The following is a 16,234-nucleotide window of genomic DNA, read 5'->3' as shown; positions in this document are numbered from 1 at the left end:
AAATTCAAATGAAAATTTTTCGCACTCTTACCAGCCTTGCCACCTTCCTTATTTTGGTGAGTCCGGCTTTCGCTGATCTCTCGGTCACGAGCGATGAGCTGACGATCCAACCGGCGAATGGCGTGGTTCAGGGCAAAGTCGTCAAAATCTATACGACCGTCAATAACTCCGGTGCCGCCGACTTGATTGGCACAGTTAAATTTTTTGTTGATGGCGCACAAATTGCGACTGACCAGCCGGTGAGCGTGAAGGCGGGGAGCGTACCGGATGAGGTTTTCGTCAATTGGACGGCGCTGGCCGGGACACACAAAATCGCGGCGCAAATTTTCCCGGGCGATACGACGACGGATGATGGCTCCAATAATTATGTCGAGAAAACATTTTTTGTCGATTCAGATACTGATGGTGACGGCGCTGGCGATGCGGTCGATGTCGATGACGACAATGACGGCTCAAATGACGACACCGAAAACTCGACTGGTACAAATCCGAAGAAATATGACACGGATGGTGATGGCGTGAATGATGCGAAAGATGTTTTTCCGCTTGATCCGACGGAATGGGAGGACACGGACAAGGACGGGATTGGCAACAACGCTGACGCCGATGACGACGGCGAGGGCTTGCCCGACACGGCTGAATTGACTCTCGGTACGGATCCGCTCAATCCTGACACGGATGGCGATGGCGCCGAGCAATGCAATGACTTGCTCGACAAATTTCCGCTCATGAGTGCGGAGTGTGTCGATACAGACGGTGACGGTTGCGGCGATAATTCCGATCCGAATCCGCAAGACTCCAAAATCTGCTCGGACGCTGACAAAGACGGCGTGGATGACAGCATCGATGGCGATGACGACAACGACGGACATCCCGACGCTGAAGACGCTTTTCCTAACGACCCAAACGAATGGCTCGACAGCGACCATGATGGACTCGGTGACAATGCTGACACCGATGACGCGAATCAAGGACCGGTGGTCGTCGCCGAAGGCGATCGTACTGTGATTATCGGCGAAGAAGTTTTTTTCGATGCCTCGACTTCGACGGATCCCGATGGACAAATCACCGCCTATGCTTGGGATTTCGGTGACGGCACGACTGTCGATACGCCTAAGGCGATGCACATTTACCAAAAAGTCGGCGAGTATCTCGTGAAATTAAAAGTCACCGACAATGTGGGTGAGAGTCGCGTGAAAACTGCGCTCGTCGTAGTCGAGAATTCACCGCTGCTCGAGCAAATTTTGCTCTGGCTGATGATCCTGCTGCTGCTGATTTTCCTCTACATCTTCTGGAAAACCGTCCAGCACAAGAAGCAGCCGCGTTGATTTTCCTAGCATTTAATGCTAAAATGGCGAGAAATAAAAATCAATTTTGCGCAGAATTTTTCTTCTCGCCACGCTCTTGCTTTCGCTCTCGATCCAGCCGACTTTGGCGGGGGAGGGGGTTGGGCTTTTGGAATCGGCGAGTAAGATCGGTCTCGTCGTCACTTGTCCGGAAGGTGCGGTGGGTTGTGTGGACAAAGGCATGGGCGGTGAAGCTTATTCAATCACAGGCACCCAAAATTTTATTTTGAAATTAGTCGGCGGTTTACTGAATTTTGTTGCGCTCATTGCAGTCGTGATGTTGATTATCGTAGCGCTTCGGCTCGTGCTGGCACACGGTAATCAGGAAGCTCTGGCGACTGCCAAAAAGCAAATTATTTGGACAATTGCAGGTCTCTTCATAATTATTCTCTCGCTTTTGCTTGTCAAAAATATCACGCAGAAGGCTTATGAAATTGCGGCAGTGGATGATACAGGCAGCACATCTTCTGAGGTCACGGATGAAGGTGGTGGTATCACCGAAGAGGATATTGTGGACTCGCCGGCACCATGTTCGACTTCGACGCTACCGCTAGATGTTCCGACATCTTGTTTTCTCGGCGAAATTACAGGCACACAGTATTCGTCTGGCACGAATAGCTGCAAAGCGATTGAGACAGCATTGAAATCAATTTGCGACAAGCTTGGAGTTTCTTCGTGTAGTGTTACCAATATTCAAGCAGCAGTAAGTGGCTATTATTATGTCTCGGGTCATCCAGAGACAAAGCTGCCGGATAATTGTTCGCAGGCAGATGGAGACTACGGTCAGTGCACGCGGACAGCGATTCAGAATGCACTCGCCGCGAAAAATATTGGTTGCGGATCTTCAGATTCAACTGTTGTTGAAGCTGGAACTGAAGCTGGAACTGAAGCTGGAACTGAAGCTGGAACTGAGACTGGAACTGACGCCGGAACTGACGCCGGAACTGACACCGGAACTGACACCGGAACTGAGGTCGTTGATGAAACGCCTAAAATTCAGTGTCATATCTACACCAAACAAGATCCAACAGGAGCCGCAACAGATGTTGTTTTTGTCACAGATGCATCTCAGTGTGAATGTTTGGATGGATACGAAGTGACTGGTTCAGACGATCGGGGAGTTTTTTGTGAAGCCGATCCAGGCTGGTTTTCTTAGGGTCGGCGACGATTTTTTCAATTCCTACTTCAGGGATTCGCAATATAAAAAGCCCCGATTACTCGAGGCTTTTTTAATTCTAAATTTTCGGCGAACTACATCATCCCGCCCATGCCTCCCATCCCGCCGCCCATCGGCGGAGTCGGCTCATCTTTCTTCGGCTTCTCGGCGATGGCAGCTTCAGTCGTCAGGAAAATTCCGGCGATTGAGCTCGCATTCTCCAGTGCCGAGCGCGTCACTTTTTTCGGATCGATGATGCCGACTGCGACCATGTCGACGAATTTACCTTTCGCAGCATCGAAGCCGAAGTGCTTCGTTTTCGACTCGGAGATTTTAGCCAAAATTGCGCCGCCGTCTTCACCCGCATTTTCGGCGATTTGGCGGACAGGGATTTCGAGTGCTTTGGAAACAATTTTCAAACCGCTTTTGATGTCGGCGTCTTCCTCAGCTTCAATCAATTTTTCCAAAACTTTTTTCGCGCGGATGAGTGCGACACCGCCGCCCGCGACGATGCCTTCTTCGACTGCGGCTTTCGTCGCCTCGACAGCGTCCTCGACGCGGTGCTGTTTTTCCTTTTGTTCGACTTCCGTCGCCGCGCCGACCTTGATCACGCCGACACCGCCGGTCAATTTCGCCAAGCGCTCCGTCAGTTTTTCCTTGTCGAAATCGCTGGTCGAAGTTTCGAGCTCTCCGCGAATCGCGGCGACGCGCGCGGCGATTTCCTTTTTATTACCTTTGCCATCGACGATGATGGTTGTCTCTTTGTCAGAAATTACTTTCGCCGCACTGCCGAGATCGCTCACTTCGACATTCTCCAATTTCAAACCGAGCTCTTCCGAAATCACTTTTCCACCAGTCAGGGCAGCGACATCTTTGAGCATTTCTTTGCGGCGTTCGCCGAAGCCCGGCGCTTTCACCGCGAGCGTCGTGAAGCCGCCGCGCAATTTATTTAGCACGAGCGTCGTGAGTGCTTCGCCCTCGACATTCTCGGCGATGATGACGAGTTCTTTTTGCCCAGACTTCGCGAGCTTCTCGAGCAGTGGTAGGATTTCCTGAATCGAAGAAATCTTTTTGTCCGTGATTAAGATTTTCGCGTCCGCGAATTCCGCCTTCAGGTTCTGTGTGTTCGTGATGAAATACGCTGAAATATAGCCATTGTCGAATTGCATACCTTCGACGACTTCGACCTCGAGTCCCATCGTCTGACCTTCCTCGACCGTGATTACGCCGTTTTCGCCGACTTTCTCCAGCACATCCGCGATGATTTCGCCGACCTCTTCATTTTGCGCGGAGATCGTCGCGACCTGTTTTTGCTGCTCTTTCGTCTTGACCGGTTCCGCCAATTTTCCGAGTTCCGCGACGACCGCTTGAGTCGCTTTCGCGATTCCATTCTTGAGATTCATCGCGTTCGCACCGGCGGTCAAGTATTTCAAGCCTTCCGCGATGATGGCGTGGGCGAGGACGGTCGCCGTCGTCGTGCCGTCACCGGCGGCGTCATTCGTCTTGCTCGCGACTTCTTTCACCATCTCGGCGCCCATGTTTTCGAATTTGTCTTCGAGGTCGATTTCTTTCGCGATGGTCACGCCGTCATTCGTGATGGTTGGCGAGCCGTAGGATTTTTCGAGAATGACATTGCGACCTTTCGGCCCCATCGTGATGCGCACCGCGTCGGCGAGCTTGGTCACGCCCGCGAAAAGTTTTTTGCGTGCGTCCTCGGAGAAGATGATGTCTTTTGGCATGGTAGAAGGATTAAGAAGTAAGAACTAAGGATTAAGTTTGTAAGGAATAAGAATTAAGTTATTAATTTTGAGATATTGTTGCCTGCAACATTTTGGAGACTGGCTCTTTATTTATCTCATTAAGCAGCTTGGTTCCGATTTTTTGTCTCAGCTCATTACTGCTTGGATTCTTTGGAGAAATTTTGTCAGTCAGCTTGACTGCGATTTTGACTAAAATTTGGGCTAAATTATCGCGACCTTCTGCGACTGCATCGAGAATAGACTGTTTGATGTCTTCCACATTTATTTGTGCGCCTAAACACTGATTAATTATCGCTCTGATAGCGACCACTAAATTTGCGTCGATTGGCAGTTTCTCGTTTTCCATAATCATTAAATTAAAATTTTCTATTCTTATTTCATTTCAAAATCGCAATCACATCCGAATCCTGGATGAAAAAATATTCGTCTGCGCCAATTTTCACCTCGGTCGGGCCGTATTTCGAATACAGAATCGTGTCTCCCGGTTTTACCGAAGGGGCGATGCGCTCGTTGTCGTCGCCGATTTTGCCTGGACCGACGGCGATGACTTTTGCCTGTTGCGGTTTTTCTTTGTCCGCTGTGTCGGGAATGAAAATCCCACTGGCAGTTTTTTCTTTGGCCTTTTCGGGCTCAATCAAAATGTAGTCGTTGACTGGTTGGATTTTGGACATTTTCAAAAGAGTTAAATGATTTCGCAGATTCGAAGTTTAATTTCCAAATGGCTTGAAGTCAAGATTTCTAGCCGTTAGAATGGTTTTCGTGCAAAAAACAGGCAGCGAAATCGTCTTCGAAAGTTTGATCGCCGAGGGTGTCGATACGATTTTCGGCTATCCCGGCGGACAGGTTTTGCCTTTGTATCATGCGCTCACCAATTACTCCAAAAAAATTCGGCATGTGCTGACGCGCCACGAGCAGGGTGCGGCGTTCGCGGCGGAGGGTTACGCGCGCGCGAGCGGCAAGGTCGGTGTCTGTCTCGCGACTTCCGGTCCGGGCGCGACGAATCTCATCACCGGCATCGCGAATGCTTTTCTCGATTCGATTCCGATGGTTGCCATCACGGGGCAGGTGCCGAGTGATTTAGTCGGCTCGGACGCATTTCAAGAAGCCGACATGACCGGGATTACTTTGCCGATTACGAAACACAATTACCTCGTGACGCGGGCGGTGGATCTCGCGCCGACGATTCGCGAAGCGTTTTACCTGGCGAAAAACAGTCGCCCGGGACCGATTCACATCGATGTGACGAAGGACGCGCAGATTGGACTCGCGGATTTCGATTACCAAAAAACGAAAATTAATTTGCCGGGTTATTTGCCGCGGGGACCGGCGGAAGCCGCGCAAATCCAAAAAGCCGCTGAGCTGATCCGCGCGGCGCGTAAGCCCGTTGTGATTTCCGGGCATGGCGTCTTGATTGCGGGCGCGTCTGTCGAGATGCAGAAATTCGTCGCGCAGCTCGATGCGCCGGTGGTCGCGACTTTGCTCGGTATTTCTTCGATTCCATTTGGTTACAAAAATTATCTCGGCATGCTCGGGATGCACGGTTCGCCCGAGGCGAATTTCGCGATTTCGCACGCGGACTTAATTATCGCGGTCGGCGCGCGTTTCGATGATCGCATCACAGGTAAATTAAGTGAATTCGCGGCGCACGCCAAAGTCATTCACATCGACATCGATCCGGCGGAAATCGGCAAAATCATTCGCCCAGACGCGCCGGTCATCGCCGACGCGCGCGATGCGCTCGTGAAATTGAACCAAAAAATCGCGCCGCAAAAAAATGCTGCGTGGCTCGCCGAGATTCGCGCTTACGCGGAAAAGGTCGAAGCGCAGTTGCTCGCGATTGAGCAAGCGAAGAATCCGAAACGCTTGCGCGCCGTCGAAGTTGTCCACGCAATCAATAAAGTTTCGCCCGAGGCTTTCATCGTCTCGGATGTCGGACAAAATCAAATGTGGGCAGCGATGCATTTCCAATTCAAGAAACCGGGACGGCTGCTCTCATCCGGTGGACTCGGTTCGATGGGTTACGGCTTGCCGGCGGCGCTCGGCGCGGCGGTCGCGCAGCCCAAGATTCCCGTCTGGTGTCTGACGGGCGATGGCGGGATTCAGATGAATATCCAAGAATTGACGACGCTCGCACAGGATAAAATCCCTTTGAAAATAGCTGTTTTTAACAATGGCTTTCTCGGCATGGTGCGTCAGTGGCAGGAGCTTTTTTACAATAAAAATTATTCGTCTACTCCGCTCCTGAATCCCGACTTCGTGAAGCTCGCCGAAGCTTGCGGTATCAAGGCTTTTCGCGTGACAAAAGTTTCCGAGGCGCTCGCCATCACGCAAAAGGCGGCGAAAACTCCTGGTCCAGTCTTGGTCGAGTATCTCATCGAGCCTGAGGAAAATGTTTTCCCGATGGTCGCACCGGGCGATGCGCTGAAAAATACGCGAATAAAATAAATTGAGATTTTGACAGTTTGGATTTTGTCGCTTAAAATGGCACCTATTTTTTTATTTTTAGAATATGCCCCCAAAAAAATCAGATTTAGATGACAGAATTGCAGGAAAGTTGGACGAGGTTGTTTCAGCAGGTTGGAAATTATTTCGAGGTGGCATCAGACAATGTCTGGCGAAACTTCATTCTCAGGCTATAGCTGAAGGTATTACTGGTAAGGTTGGTCCCGATGTCTACACTTTTCGTGATGTAACGGCTAGCATTAGAAATAATTTAATTAAAATTTCTTATCCTGGAACTGGCTTATCTTTAGCCAAAAAAATTAGTTTGTTGGAGAAGGTTGGTGAAGATATGCAATCTTTGGTTTGGTTAAAAATTAAGGTGCTGTCCGAAATGACATCACTAGAGCCGGAAGATGTTGGCTTTGGTATTGATAATGTATCCGATTTTAGTTTTTCAGTTGCTACACTTGCTGATTTTGTATCTAGTAGTACTTCGGAATGTTTATCTGTAGAGCACGCCGAAAATTAAATAATCAGTTTAGCCAACTCTTCCTCGCGCCCCTCGAATGGTCCGATGGCGGCGAGGCGTAAGCTGCCTGGCACGAAAATTTCCGCAGCGAGCTTCTGAACATCTGCGGCTGAGACGGCGTCAATTTTCGCGAAGATTTCCGCGAGCTCGTCTTGCTGAGAATAAAGTAAAAATTGCTTGCCGAGCAGGTGAGCATATTCTTCGCTGTCTTCAAGGCGCAAAGTTAATTTGCCTTTCAAAAATTCTTTCGCGCGACTCAGCTCTTCCTCCGACACTGGCTCCGCTACGATTTTTTCGTACTCAGCGCGAATCGCGGCGACCGCGAGTGGCAATCTTTTCAAATCGACTCCCGCTGATGTCGAGACCACGCCGGCATCGGTATAATCGTCAGTCGAGGTGCGAATGTAATAACACAGACCTTGTTCTTCCCGCACCTTCAAAAACATGCGCGAACTCATGTTGCCGCCGAGGATAATCGCGAGAATGCGCTGCGTCCAGTGACGGGGATCTTCCGCTGCTACTCCGCGCACGCCGAGGACGAGGTGACCTTGTTCGGTTTTTTTATCCTGAATTTTGACTGGCATGCTCGGCGCAAATTGTTCTAGCGGTTTCCATGCGGACGCTTTTTTGCCCTCGCCAAAATTAAAGAATTTTTCGACCTGCGCGACGACTGCGGCGTGTTCGCATTTTCCGGCGACGGCGATGACGAGATTGTCGGGCTGATAAAGCTCGTTTTTGTATTTCACGAAATCATCTCGTGTGAAACGCGCGATATTTTCCCGCGTGCCAATCTGATCCCAGCCCATCGGCTGGTCGCCGAAAAGTAGTCGCTCGAAATTCCAACCGACTTGGTACATCGGCGTGTCGAGATACATGTTGTATTCTTCCAAAATCACTCCGCGTTCTTTCTCGATTTCTTCCGCCGGAAATTTCGCATGCACGAGCATATCGCTCAGGACTGCGAAGGCGATGTCGGCATGGGCGGCGGCGACTTTCACGAAGTAGCCCGCGTATTCTTTGCCGGTGAAAGCGTTGAATTCGCCGCCAATCGAGTCAATCGCTTCGCTGACTTCTTTCGTATTTTTGAATTTCTCGCCGCCCTTGAAAAACATGTGTTCGAGAAAATGCGACAGCCCGCTGCGCTCGCGCGTCTCGTAGCGACTGCCTGCACCAGCGAGCACCAGACAGGTGATCGATTCAGTCCCTGGGAGATTTTGCGTGACGATTTTGAGTTTATTGGGAAGAGTGGTAACTTTCATAGAACGCAGTTTAGCGGTTGGAGCCCTTAACTTAAAGTTAAGATGTACAAGTTGGCAATCAGTTGCGAACCTAGGTATGGATATGAGATAGACATGGCTAGCCTTCTTATAGAGGATGGGGATTTGTTGGTGAAACAAATCGGAGATGGGCTAGTCGCTGCGTTGGTTCCGAGCAAGAGGATTGTTCCAGCCTTCGATGGTGGTACGGCGCTTGATATTTTAAGACGCGGAAACATCGGAAACGCCCTCTTGGGACATATGCCTTCGAGCTGTGGCGGAGAAGCAGAAGTTGTGGAGTCATTAGAGCAATTTGCAAGAGAGGGTCGCAATATCGTTTTCTATGTGAATCAAATAGTGGCTCAAGAATTAGAGGCAATTCTTGCGGACACCGGAATTCGAGATAAATATCCAAATAAATATCGAATTCTTAATAAGCTCGGGGGAATCGATCCTAGATGTCTCGTAGCAGAAATACGGGGGATGTTTCCAGAAATTTTTCGGCTGGATACTCGTCGGTTTAGTGCTTATCTAGACCTAATAGCAAAAAAAGCGTTAGCGCAGTCGGTGCGTCTTCGAGTGGGTGCAGCAGCAGCGCGACGACCAGAATTCCCGCGAGCGAATAAAAGAGCGGCGAGTGCTTTTTTCTAAGTTCAAACAAAAGTGTGCCGCAAAAAATTAGAAACAAAATTCCGCCGAGCCAGCCGAGCTCGAGTGTGATTCCGAGGTAGGTATTCTCCGGCGTGATTGGATTTGCCTCGAAGCGTTGTGCGACACCGGCAGTTTTGCCCAGTCCGAGTCCGAGCGGATTTGCGGCGACGAGTTCAGCCGCCGCGAGACTTTTCTCGAAATGTTCGCTCGTCGAGGCTTCGCGCGTGACGATTGCCAAGAAATTTCCACTCGAAAAAATCAGCACTGCGAGTGTCACGGCGGAGATGACTCCGCCCCAGAGCAGCTTGTATTTCAGCTTTTCCGGTAGATTCTGTCGCCACGCCGTGACGGCGAAAATCAGGAAAATCGCCGCTGCGCCGAGCCAGGCCGACCGCGAGAACGAAAAAATCAAGACCAGGATTCCGGCGACGAATTCCGCCAAGCAAAAATATTTCTTCCAATTTTTCGCGCGGGAAAATTGCACTCCGATGAGTGGCAAGATTACGAGTAAAAAGGCGGCGAGCTGATTCGGCCCGGCGAAAGTCGATTGCAGGCGAATCGTCGTCGATTCACCGACCAAGTGAAACATCGGCAAATTGCCGCCGGGCAGCCAGCTCGAAACATTTTCCGAGTAACCAAAATTTTTCAAAAAATCCGCCGGTAACAAAAATTTCTGCGCGAGTGCGAAAAGAATTACTGCTCCGCTTGCGGTCAAAACAATTCGCCTGAGCCACGCGATTTTCCCTGCGTCGAAATCGAAGAATTGCACAGCCAAAAAGACGACGATGAAAAGTGTCGCCGTGCGTAGTCCGAGCAGCTTTTGCGCGAGTAGTCCGCTGCCAAAAATCGCGTACAAGCTCGCCAAAATTACAAAAATTACGCCAAGCCAAAAGCTGCGTTCGCGCGGAAATTTCCTGGTCGAAATCAATTTCGCCAGCGCGAGTGTCCCGAGCGTCCCGACCAGAATTTCCTTCCAGGATTGCACGAAAATCGTCCAAGCATCACTCCAAAAAAACGCCTTGAACCAAGTGAAGAGAAAGGCGTGAAAAGGTAAAACGGCGAGCAAGACTGCACTGAGCCACCACGCCAGCCAATCGAGAAAATTATTTATTCGCGACATCCAAGATGATTTTAGCGATTCGCTCAGCTGCACCGATAGGGGCGAGTTTTTGGGCAGAAGCGCCGATTTTCGCGAGACGAATTTTGTCGGCGAGCAGCCAGATGACGAGTTTCGTAAAATCCCGCGCATTAGCATTTTCTTGCGAGAGGACCATCGCTGCTCCATTTTGCATGAAGAAATGGGCGTTTTCAGCTTGATCGCCACGCGAGGATTTCGCAGGGAGCGGAATCAGGACACTCGGACGACCAGCAGCTGCGATTTCGAAAAGCGCGTTCGCGCCGGCGCGGGAGACGACGAGATCGGCGGCTGCGAGCACATCGAGATATTCCGCATCGAGGTATTCAAAAATTCGAACATTCTCAGGCGCTTCAATTTCCGGCGATTTGCCGCGCCCAGTCAGCCAGACAATATTTACTTTGTGTGCGAGCGCGAATAGGCTTTTTTCGAGTAGTGCATTTAAAAAAGTCGCTCCGCTCGATCCGCCGGAGATTAGGGCAAAGGGTTTTTGATTTGCGAATTTTAGAAATTTTTCACCGCGAGCGGCATCGCCGCCAGACCGAATCGGATTGCCCGTGATCTGGATTTTTTTGCCCGGCTGGGTGATTGGGAAAGACAGACAGATTTTTTGTGCGAAGCGAGAAGTGAGGCGCGTTGCGAGTCCGGGCGAGAGGTCGGATTCATGAATGACGAGTGGGATGCGCAAAATCGTCGCGGCGAGGGCGACCGGTACGCTCACGAATCCGCCTTTCGAAAAGACAACATCCGGTTTGATTCTCACGAGGCGGTGAATGGCCTGGATCACGCCGATAGGTACGCGCACAGCATCGACGGCATTTTGCCAATCGAAATAGCGTCGTAATTTCCCGGTCTCAATCGAATAAAATTTGACTCCGATTTTTTCCACCAGTTCGCGTTCGACGCCATTCTTCGAACCAATGTAAAAAATTTGCGCGTGACCAGAGATTTTGCGCAGCTCGGCGATGATGGCGAGATTGGGGATGACATGACCAGCCGTGCCACCGCCCGTGAAAACAATTTTCATAATTTATTGATTTTATGGTGAATTATACGGTTTGCGAGCCGACATCGATTCACCGCGCATTTTTTTTAACTCCTCGGTCGAAAAACTTTCACCGCTGCGTTTTTGCATTTGGTCATTGGCGCGTTTGTCGACATCGCTCGCGCGTCGACGACTCTGGCTCTCGCGCTGAATGTCCAAAATTTTGCGGGCAGTGAATTGCGGCGACTTCACAAAATTCATCAAAAGTGGGGCATCGCTGCCAGCGGTTTGGACCTCGACTTGCCCGATGTCAAAAAAATTCAGCCAAATTCCATGCGTTTGCCCAGCGACTTCTTGGATGCGGTCGAGATTGGTTTCTGTAATTGTGCGGTCGAAAGCACTTTTTTGCGCGATGTCGACGACGCGCTCATTTGTCACTAAGACGACCGTAAATTCACTTTTTATAAATTCGATGAAGGTGAGCAGCCAAGCGAATAGGAAATAGAAAATCCGGATTATTTCGAAGATTAACCAAACTTTGTTTGGCAGATTCGTGCCCATCAAAAATTGGAAAATTACGCCAGGTAGAAAAATACCAAATAAAAAGAACCATAAGAAGATTTTCGCGCGTTGTAGCCAGTGTGTGCGGATGTAGAGCTGGACTTTTTCACTCGGGCGTTGACCGGGGAAAAGATTTGTTTTTTGGTGAATCTGCGTATGCAGCTTTTCGATGCGCGCTTGACTGTCCGCGATGTTGAATTTCCAAAAAACCATCTCTTGGATTTTAATTCATTTTTGGTTCATTTGCCATTTTTAGATTTTTTTGTTAAAATACTAGCGAATTAAAAATAAACAATGAATAAAGACCTAATCCATTTACCAAAAAAAAACACCGTTTTCCGTCAAATTACAGACGAGCAGCTTGGCAATCCCGCGATGGATTTTCACAGTGCGATGCACTTCATCGAGGGGCGCGAAGAAGACGAGCGTTTTGCTGAGGCGCGCCACGCCATCCAAAAAAAACTCGCCGAGACGGAAGACAGCGAGCAGCAAGGAATCTGTAATTACTATCTTTTGCGTCTGATGCTGCGCGAACATCTCCTCTTCGAGAGCAAAGATGCACGCGATGTTTACAAAAGAATGCGTGAAAATTTTCAGGTGGCTGAGCGTGATTACCGGAAAACTTTTTTTCGCATGAAGCGTGGGGAACAAAAAATAAACCTCCGCTCCCAGATTGAGAGCTTCTACCGTTTGGTTGATAGTTATTTCATCGTGCTCGAAAAAATTTACCAAAAAAAAGGTTTTCTCGACTCTAGCGAGCGCGCCTACGAAGACAAAATGAATTTCCGCAAAAGTCTGGCTTTTTTCTCGGGACGGCACTTCGCGCACTTCGGTCATGTCTTCCTCGACAAAACTTCACGCTACGGACACTCGCTCGGTCGTTGGGGCGTCACAGTGGGCTTTTTCATTCTATTTTTCGGCGGAATTTACGCGCTGCTGGATTATTTTTCCGCGACCTCCATGTTTGCACATTACGCTGCTCGTAGCGGTTTTTTCGATTATGTTTATTTTTCGATTACGACTTTCACGACACTTGGTTACGGCGACATCGTACCGGTTACGATTTTCGAAAAGATGGTCGTTGGTTGCGAAGTCTTGCTCGGTTTCGTCATGCTCGGCGTCCTGATCAATTTAATCAAACGGCGCTTTAGCTAATCGACGCTAAATTTTCAGCCATTTGTACAGGGTCGTGCGAAGCGTGCATGGCTTCTTCTTTGCTAATTGTGCCACTTTTTACATATCTCAAAAGATCGTCGTCAAAGAGCCACATGCCGTTTTCCCCGTTGATTTGGATTTGGGAATAAATTTCCGAGATTTTGTGTTCACGAATCGCATTCGCAATTCCAGAATTATTGAACATAACTTCGCGGACGCAGACGCGACCATTGCCATCTTTGCGCGGGACCAAGCGTTGGCTCATGATTGCCGAGAGCGAGTGGCTCAGCTGCAGTGCGATTTGCTGTTGTTGCAATCCTGGGAAGACATCCAGAATTCTTTGAATTGCTCGTGGGGCATCGTCAGTGTGCAGTGTCGCGAGAACAAGGTGACCGGTTTCAGATAGAGTAATGGCAGTTGCAATTGTTTCGAGGTCGCGCATTTCTCCGACGACAATTACATCGGCATCTTCGCGCATTGAGTTTATGACTGCGCGGGCGAAACTTTGCGTGTTAATGCCAACGGCACGCTGAGAGATTACAGCTTTTTTGCGGTTAAAAACGAACTCAATTGGGTCTTCAATCGTGATGATGCGCGCTGTGCGGTTTGTGTTAATAAAATCAACCAAGCTGGCGAGTGTGGTGGATTTGCCGCTACCAGTCGGTCCGGTTATGAGAATCAGACCATCGTTGCGCGAGACGCGTTCCAAAATTCCAGCCGGGATGTCAATTTGTTCGGGATTCGGAATGTCAAACGGAATTGCGCGAAACGCAATTGCCGGACCGCGCATTTCTTCGTAAAAAGCGACACGAAAACGCGAGAGACCTTTGCGCTCAATGGCGAAGTCGACTTCTTTTTCCGTGCGCAATTTTTGCACACCCTTTTCACCTAGAATTGCGAGCGTGATTTTTTCGATTTCATCTTTTGAGATGGTTGGCGCGCCTTTAATTGGTCGCAGTTCGCCATTTTGGTTACGCAAAAACGGCGGCTCGTCGGTGATAATGTGTAAGTCTGAGCACTCATACTCGATTTGTAGAACAAAAAGTTTTTCGATATCGATCATTTTGTTTTTTTAAATCTTGCTATTCTAGCACACTCTAATATTTTTTCCAAGCTAATTCCTGGCGGCATAGAAGTTGGCGGTCGGCTGGATTTGCCAAAATTGTGGTCACTGTTTTCTCGAGGCGCACCTTATTTTGGCTGCCTTTCAAAAAAACGAGATCGCCGGCGCGCAACTCTTTTCTCAAAAATATACCGGCAGCTTCTGCCGTCGCGAAAAATTTGCTCGGAATTTTTCGCTTCCGCGCTGCTGCAACAAAAAATTTCGCGTCGCCAAAAACGCCGACGACGAGGTCGGCCTTAATTTTCGCGGCGACGGCGCGGTGCAATTTCGCCGAATTCGCGCCGAGTTCATTCATCTGTCCGCCGACAAAAATTTTTCTTTTGGCTTTGAGTTTCGCGAACGCCGCGAGTCCGGCGGCGAGACTTTGGGGATTCGAATTGTAAGTGCCGTCGATAATTTTGGCTCCATGAATTCCCGCGAGGAGATTGAAGCGTCCGGGCGCGAGGTGAAAATTTTTCAACGCGGCGACGCCCGCTTTCAGACTGACTCCACTCGCGAGTCCGACGGCGAGCGCAGCGAGGAGTGACGGCAAATTTTGTTGACCGATGATTGGGACACTGAGCAAGGCGGCTTCTTTCTGCCAGGTAATTTTGGCGGAAAGTCCGGTGCAATTTTCTCGCACGCTGCTTGCCCGCAGGTCGGCTCTCGCGCTCAGTCCGAAAAAGATTTTGCGGGCTTTGGTTTTCGTCGCCCGCGCAAATTTGTCATCGGCATTCAAAATCGCGATTCCATTTTTCGGCAAATTTTCAATCAGCTGGCGTTTTTCCTGCGCGATTTCCTGTAGGCTCGCGAACTGTCCGGGCGCGAGGTGGACGGGTGCGACATTTAGCCACACGCCGATTTCAGGCTGAATGACGGCAAAAAATTTCGCAAAATCGCCTGGCTTATCGACGCCGAGTTCAAGCACGATTTTGTCGGTTGAGATTTTGGTAAAACTTTTCAAAAACGCGCGCGCCAAAATTCCCGTCCAAGCCAGGGGGTTCGCGAAGCCGGATTTTTCTCCGAGCAGCGTGAGTGGCACGCCGAATTCCGAATTCAAACTTTTCGCATTGGCGAGAATCTTGAACCGCGCTGCCAGAATTTGCGCCGCCGCATCTTTCGCCGTCGTTTTACCGACCGAGCCGGTGATGCCGACGATGGTCGCCTTTGCCGGAATCCGACGACGCGCGAGCGTATTCAAAATTTTCAAAACGAGCTCGCGACCAAGTTTTTTCACTCGGCAATTTTAATCCAAAAAATTTCATCTGCGAATCCGCAGTTGCGCCACCAGGTCATTTGCCGTTTGGCGTAATTGCGCGTGTCGCGTTTGATTTCCTCGACGGCTTTCGCAAAAGTTTTTTCGCCTGCCAAAAAATCCAACAGCTCGCGGTAACCGTGACCGCGCAGTGCGGGCATGTCGCGTTCGTATTTCGCCGCCAAATTTTCCACCTCGGCGAGCAGACCGGCAGCGAGCATCCGATCCACGCGGCGGTCGATCGTCGCATAGAGTTTCGCGCGCGGAACTTCGATGCCCAAAATTTTGCAGTCAAATTTTCTTTTCCCGCGCACCGGTTTTTCCACTTTTTCCGCGCGCTCAAGCGCGCGAATCAAATGGTGCCGATTTTCCGCTGGGATTTTCGCAGCGACGGCGGGATCAATTTTCGCCAAGATTTTCCACAATTTCTGCGGATTTTTTTGCCAAAGTGCGTCGAGCTCAGCGCGGCGCGCTGCGTCCGCCTTGCCCGGGAAACGAAAATTTTCCACAATCGCGGAAATCAACAGCGTGTGTCCGCCAGCCAAGATTGGCAATTTGCCGCGTGCGGCGATTTCCCGAATTTTCTTCTCGGCGAGTTTTCGATATTTCGCGACCGAAATAATTTTGCGCGGTGAAAATTCCGCGACGAGATGGTGGGGGATTTTCTCTTGCTCGGCGGCAGTCGGCGGCGCACTGCCGATCGCGAGCTCGCGGTAGATTTGCCGCGAATCGGCATTCACGATTTCCCCGTCGAATTTCCGCGCGATTTTCAGCGCGAGCGCAGTCTTACCACTCGCAGTCGGACCGACAATCACGACGACCGGGCGGCGCGGATTGGTCGCGAGCCACTGCTCAATAATTTTTGCGGCCTTTTGGACTTTGACCATTTTGGGAATAAAAT

At 50.0% G+C, this 16,234-nt stretch carries 15 protein-coding genes; 5 read left to right on the top strand and 10 right to left on the bottom strand.

The genetic code is table 11. From position 1 onward, the window contains the following. The first annotated feature begins 8 nt into the window (after nt 1-8). Together WCV72_04460 and WCV72_04455 are read left to right on the top strand one after the other, a co-directional pair. On the top strand, nt 9-1,328 hold the full coding sequence (locus WCV72_04460; protein MFA6458607.1) for a PKD domain-containing protein: 1,320 nt from the start codon (nt 9-11) through the stop codon (nt 1,326-1,328). A gap of 46 nt (nt 1,329-1,374) precedes the next feature. Then, on the top strand, nt 1,375-2,502 hold the full coding sequence (locus WCV72_04455; protein ID MFA6458606.1) for a pilin: 1,128 nt from the start codon (nt 1,375-1,377) through the stop codon (nt 2,500-2,502). A 95-nt stretch (nt 2,503-2,597) separates the two neighbouring features. Here the strand turns inward: WCV72_04455 and groL are convergent, their stop codons facing one another. The 3 genes from groL to WCV72_04440 form a co-directional block, all read right to left on the bottom strand. After that, entirely contained in the window at nt 2,598-4,241 is a 1,644-nt protein-coding gene (gene groL / locus WCV72_04450; GenBank protein MFA6458605.1) for a chaperonin GroEL, read from the bottom strand. A gap of 61 nt (nt 4,242-4,302) precedes the next feature. Next, entirely contained in the window at nt 4,303-4,608 is a 306-nt protein-coding gene (locus WCV72_04445; GenBank protein MFA6458604.1) for a hypothetical protein, read from the bottom strand. 31 nt (nt 4,609-4,639) lie between these two features. Continuing rightward, a complete protein-coding gene (locus WCV72_04440) occupies nt 4,640-4,933 on the bottom strand; it encodes a co-chaperone GroES (GenBank protein MFA6458603.1) in 294 nt (97 codons plus the stop codon). Between the two features lie 88 nt (nt 4,934-5,021). Between WCV72_04440 and ilvB the strand changes: the two genes are divergently transcribed. Both ilvB and WCV72_04430 read left to right on the top strand, forming a co-directional pair. Next, entirely contained in the window at nt 5,022-6,707 is a 1,686-nt protein-coding gene (gene ilvB / locus WCV72_04435; GenBank protein ID MFA6458602.1) for a biosynthetic-type acetolactate synthase large subunit, read from the top strand. A gap of 64 nt (nt 6,708-6,771) precedes the next feature. Next, nucleotides 6,772-7,233 carry a hypothetical protein gene (locus WCV72_04430; protein ID MFA6458601.1) on the top strand — a complete coding sequence of 154 codons (462 nt, stop codon included), beginning with the start codon at nt 6,772-6,774 and terminating at the stop codon, nt 7,231-7,233. Here the strand turns inward: WCV72_04430 and WCV72_04425 are convergent. The 4 genes from WCV72_04425 to WCV72_04410 form a co-directional block, all read right to left on the bottom strand. Next, complete coding sequence (locus tag WCV72_04425) at nt 7,230-8,492, bottom strand: pitrilysin family protein (GenBank protein MFA6458600.1); 1,263 nt, start codon at nt 8,490-8,492, stop codon at nt 7,230-7,232. The two genes, WCV72_04430 and WCV72_04425, sit on opposite strands and share 4 nt — an antisense overlap. A 517-nt stretch (nt 8,493-9,009) precedes the next feature. Then, nucleotides 9,010-10,260 carry an O-antigen ligase family protein gene (locus tag WCV72_04420; GenBank protein ID MFA6458599.1) on the bottom strand — a complete coding sequence of 417 codons (1,251 nt, stop codon included), beginning with the start codon at nt 10,258-10,260 and terminating at the stop codon, nt 9,010-9,012. After that, nucleotides 10,244-11,302 (bottom strand): undecaprenyldiphospho-muramoylpentapeptide beta-N-acetylglucosaminyltransferase, encoded by a 1,059-nt coding sequence (gene murG / locus WCV72_04415; GenBank protein ID MFA6458598.1) that lies wholly within the window; start codon nt 11,300-11,302, stop codon nt 10,244-10,246. Before murG ends, WCV72_04420 begins: the two co-directional genes overlap by 17 nt. Before the next feature lie 12 nt (nt 11,303-11,314). Beyond that, nucleotides 11,315-12,034, bottom strand: coding sequence for a hypothetical protein (locus WCV72_04410; protein MFA6458597.1), 720 nt, complete (start codon nt 12,032-12,034; stop codon nt 11,315-11,317). 81 nt (nt 12,035-12,115) lie between these two features. Here WCV72_04410 and WCV72_04405 point away from each other — a divergent pair, with 81 nt between their 5' ends. Then, nucleotides 12,116-12,976 carry a potassium channel family protein gene (locus WCV72_04405; GenBank protein MFA6458596.1) on the top strand — a complete coding sequence of 287 codons (861 nt, stop codon included), beginning with the start codon at nt 12,116-12,118 and terminating at the stop codon, nt 12,974-12,976. Here WCV72_04405 and WCV72_04400 read toward each other — a convergent pair. The 3 genes from WCV72_04400 to miaA are packed head-to-tail and all read right to left on the bottom strand — an operon-like array spanning nt 12,969 to nt 16,220. Further along, nucleotides 12,969-14,039 carry a PilT/PilU family type 4a pilus ATPase gene (locus WCV72_04400; protein MFA6458595.1) on the bottom strand — a complete coding sequence of 357 codons (1,071 nt, stop codon included), beginning with the start codon at nt 14,037-14,039 and terminating at the stop codon, nt 12,969-12,971. The genes WCV72_04405 and WCV72_04400 overlap by 8 nt on opposite strands. Nucleotides 14,040-14,073: 34 nt before the next feature. Beyond that, nucleotides 14,074-15,315, bottom strand: a complete 1,242-nt coding sequence (gene murF / locus WCV72_04395; protein ID MFA6458594.1) for a UDP-N-acetylmuramoyl-tripeptide--D-alanyl-D-alanine ligase — start codon at nt 15,313-15,315, stop codon at nt 14,074-14,076. Continuing rightward, nucleotides 15,312-16,220, bottom strand: coding sequence for a tRNA (adenosine(37)-N6)-dimethylallyltransferase MiaA (miaA, locus tag WCV72_04390; protein ID MFA6458593.1), 909 nt, complete (start codon nt 16,218-16,220; stop codon nt 15,312-15,314). Before miaA ends, murF begins: the two co-directional genes overlap by 4 nt. Nucleotides 16,221-16,234 lie beyond the last annotated feature (14 nt).

This window comes from Patescibacteria group bacterium (assembly GCA_041665585.1).
In the GTDB taxonomy this organism is placed as follows: domain Bacteria; phylum Patescibacteriota; class Gracilibacteria; order JAHISY01; family JAHISY01; genus JAHISY01.
Note: the sequence above shows the minus strand (reverse complement) of the source record. Positions and strands in the feature narration are given on the sequence as shown.

Excerpts from the sequence above, each read along its gene's own strand:
- WCV72_04460 (MFA6458607.1), top strand. The coding sequence starts at position 9 with ATGAAAATTTTTCGCACTCTTACCAGCCTTGCCACCTTCCTTATTTTG.
- groL (MFA6458605.1), bottom strand. The coding sequence starts at position 4,241 with ATGCCAAAAGACATCATCTTCTCCGAGGACGCACGCAAAAAACTTTTC.
- WCV72_04445 (MFA6458604.1), bottom strand. The coding sequence starts at position 4,608 with ATGGAAAACGAGAAACTGCCAATCGACGCAAATTTAGTGGTCGCTATC.
- WCV72_04440 (MFA6458603.1), bottom strand. The coding sequence starts at position 4,933 with ATGTCCAAAATCCAACCAGTCAACGACTACATTTTGATTGAGCCCGAA.
- WCV72_04430 (MFA6458601.1), top strand. The coding sequence starts at position 6,772 with ATGCCCCCAAAAAAATCAGATTTAGATGACAGAATTGCAGGAAAGTTG.
- WCV72_04425 (MFA6458600.1), bottom strand. The coding sequence starts at position 8,492 with ATGAAAGTTACCACTCTTCCCAATAAACTCAAAATCGTCACGCAAAAT.
- WCV72_04420 (MFA6458599.1), bottom strand. The coding sequence starts at position 10,260 with ATGTCGCGAATAAATAATTTTCTCGATTGGCTGGCGTGGTGGCTCAGT.
- murG (MFA6458598.1), bottom strand. The coding sequence starts at position 11,302 with ATGAAAATTGTTTTCACGGGCGGTGGCACGGCTGGTCATGTCATCCCC.
- WCV72_04410 (MFA6458597.1), bottom strand. The coding sequence starts at position 12,034 with ATGGTTTTTTGGAAATTCAACATCGCGGACAGTCAAGCGCGCATCGAA.
- WCV72_04405 (MFA6458596.1), top strand. The coding sequence starts at position 12,116 with ATGAATAAAGACCTAATCCATTTACCAAAAAAAAACACCGTTTTCCGT.
- WCV72_04400 (MFA6458595.1), bottom strand. The coding sequence starts at position 14,039 with ATGATCGATATCGAAAAACTTTTTGTTCTACAAATCGAGTATGAGTGC.
- miaA (MFA6458593.1), bottom strand. The coding sequence starts at position 16,220 with ATGGTCAAAGTCCAAAAGGCCGCAAAAATTATTGAGCAGTGGCTCGCG.